General features: G+C 57.8%; 4 protein-coding genes. All 4 read left to right on the top strand.

The window, feature by feature from the left end; genetic code table 11:
- The first annotated feature begins 94 nt into the window (after window positions 1-94).
- The gene (locus tag ACQ4V8_RS21795) at window positions 95-370 is read left to right on the top strand and encodes a hypothetical protein (protein ID WP_436572198.1); all 276 of its coding nucleotides are present in this window, start codon (window positions 95-97) and stop codon (window positions 368-370) included.
- Complete coding sequence (locus ACQ4V8_RS21790; protein WP_436572197.1) at window positions 355-759, top strand: hypothetical protein; 405 nt, start codon at window positions 355-357, stop codon at window positions 757-759. Before ACQ4V8_RS21795 ends, ACQ4V8_RS21790 begins: the two co-directional genes overlap by 16 nt.
- On the top strand, window positions 756-1,514 hold the full coding sequence (locus tag ACQ4V8_RS21785; protein ID WP_436572196.1) for a hypothetical protein: 759 nt from the start codon (window positions 756-758) through the stop codon (window positions 1,512-1,514). Before ACQ4V8_RS21790 ends, ACQ4V8_RS21785 begins: the two co-directional genes overlap by 4 nt.
- Before the next feature lies 1 nt (window position 1,515).
- Window positions 1,516-2,232, top strand: a 717-nt coding sequence (locus ACQ4V8_RS21780) for a hypothetical protein (protein WP_436572195.1), incomplete at its 3' end; no start/stop codon positions are given.

Raw genomic sequence — 2,232 nt, 5'->3', positions numbered from 1 at the left:
CGAACATGCCTACCCGCGTCACCAGCACGCCGCAGATTAACCCGCTGTTCCTGCTGATGCTGGTCGGCGCGGTGATCTTCGTGGCGTCGAAATAATGCCAGCGCCGCAAATGCAGGTGGACCCGTTCGCGCAGATGTTTGGCGCGGCGGCGGGCGTGGCAACGAAGGCGCTTGCCGACAACACACCACAAACCAGCAACACGAATTTTAGCTCGGGTTATGACGGCTCGGGCTGGGTAGTCAGTACCGGCAGCGGCTCGGCCAGTAATGCACAGTCGCGCTCTGAATTGGGCAACCTGATGGGCATGCTGAAAAATCCCCTGGTGCTGGGCGCGATCTGTGTCGGCATTTACCTATGGACGAAACGATGAAATTTCAGGCTATTCCGCGCGACCATGCGCGCCAGTTCGTGGCGTACATGGTCGGGGTAGATAAGTGGGATTGGTCGGGCCTGTGCGGCGTGGACGATGTGATCGGCGGCGGCGATGCCTATGCCGCGCTCGATGCAGACGGTGCGCCCACGGTGGTCTTCGTCGTGGAACAGGTACAGCACGAACATGGCCGCGAACTGGTCATTCGAGTGGCGCATCAGTTGGTGCGCGGGCGCGATCTAGTGGGCGAGGTGCTGCCGGAAATTGAGCGTGTGTTCGGCGCGGGCTGCGATGCGGTGGTGATCTACACGAAGCGCGCCGGGCTGGTGCGCAAGCTGCAAGGTGCCGGATATGGCGAAGCGGCAAAAATCATGCGGAAGAAACTATGAATATCAGAGAGCAATTGCATAAAGTCCGATACGGGCCGATCTGCCGCTTTGGCGGCAGTAAAAGTCAATCGACTGAAAGCAAATCGTCGGTAACAGATAGCCGCTCCATCGTGACAAACACGCTGGACGGCGGCGCGATTGCGGGCGCGTTTGATTTTGCTGGCGACGCGGCAAAGATTTTCGGCGGGCTGGGAAGTTCGGCGGTGCAAGGCAGCATAACGACGACAGGGCGGGCGCTGGACTACGGCGACGCCATTTTCACAACCGGCACGGACGCGGTAACGAAGACGGCCGGTAGCGCCATCACCCAATATGCGAACCTGTTCGATACGGCGGCAGACACGCTGGCAAGCCAAGCAGACAAGTCGCGCACAAGCTACGCGAACCTGTTCGATCAGGCGCTGGGGGCGGTAAAGGAATCAGCCGGGGCGGTGGCAAGCGGTGCCAAGGAATCGCAAAAAACCTACGCCAACCTTTTCGATCAGTCCCTGAACGCTGTTACCAGTGGAGCCAAGGATTCGAATAAAAACTATGCTGACCTGTTCGATAAGTCGCTGGGCTTCGTGGAAAACTCGCAAAAAAACCTGACAACCGCTTACGACAAGGCGCAAACGGCGCAGTCTGCGGCCATGGGCCAGTTGCAGGGCGCATACGCAGATGCAAAGGGTACATCCGACTCACAAAAGCAGGTCATCATCGGCGTCTTGGTCGTTGCTGGCCTGCTGGTGATGGCTCCTGTTCTGGCGAAGGCATAGCATGCAATACGACTTCAATTTACCGCCAGGCGGCGCCCTGAATCTGGACGTGAAGGGCAAATTCTTCAAGTATCGCAGTGGAACTGGCGCTATCCGCGTGCGCGCCTCGAAGGGCGGCTACGTCGATCTGCTGCCAGGCCAAGGCGTGCGGGGCTTTGATTTTGAAAGCCTGACGGTAGCAGACCGAAGCGGCGCAAATAACGTGGGCGTGCTGATCGTGGGCGACTTCGATTTTCAAGACGACCGCATTGCTGGAACCGTGGACGTGGTGGATGGTGGCAAGGCGCGCACGCTGTCGAACATCGCCGGTATCTCGGGTTTGAATTGCGGGGCATCTGCTGGCGTGTATTCATGGGCTCAACTGTGGAACCCTGTAGGCAGCGCAAAAAACATGATTATTAGCGGATTGCAGGTATCCAGTTCGGGGGCGGGTGGCATCGTTATTCGATCCACAAACGCGCCGTTTGCGACCCTGGCCGGAAATCCAGTATCAAAATTAAATCAGAACATTATTACAGCGATTGAGGTAAGAACGGCGACCGGGGCGGCATGGCCAGGACAGGGAATCTCGACTATTTTAGTATCGGCGGGAACAAACGTCCCCGTATCGCTAAAAGAGCCGATTGTCATGCAGCCGGGTTTCGGGCTTGCCATTTCTGGCGGATCGCTGAATCAGGATGTATCAGGAATCGTTGAATTTTGGTGTGAGCCGCAACAG

Source organism: Janthinobacterium paucivorans, assembly GCF_051380805.1.
Taxonomy (GTDB): domain Bacteria; phylum Pseudomonadota; class Gammaproteobacteria; order Burkholderiales; family Burkholderiaceae_D; genus Janthinobacterium; species Janthinobacterium lividum_D.
The sequence above is the reverse complement of the archived record's forward strand: the minus strand, read 5'-3'. Positions and strand labels throughout refer to the sequence as shown.

Bases quoted from the DNA above. Each gene is read 5' to 3' on its own strand.
- ACQ4V8_RS21795 (WP_436572198.1), top strand. From the start codon at position 95: ATGCCAGCGCCGCAAATGCAGGTGGACCCGTTCGCGCAGATGTTTGGC.
- ACQ4V8_RS21790 (WP_436572197.1), top strand. From the start codon at position 355: ATGGACGAAACGATGAAATTTCAGGCTATTCCGCGCGACCATGCGCGC.
- ACQ4V8_RS21785 (WP_436572196.1), top strand. From the start codon at position 756: ATGAATATCAGAGAGCAATTGCATAAAGTCCGATACGGGCCGATCTGC.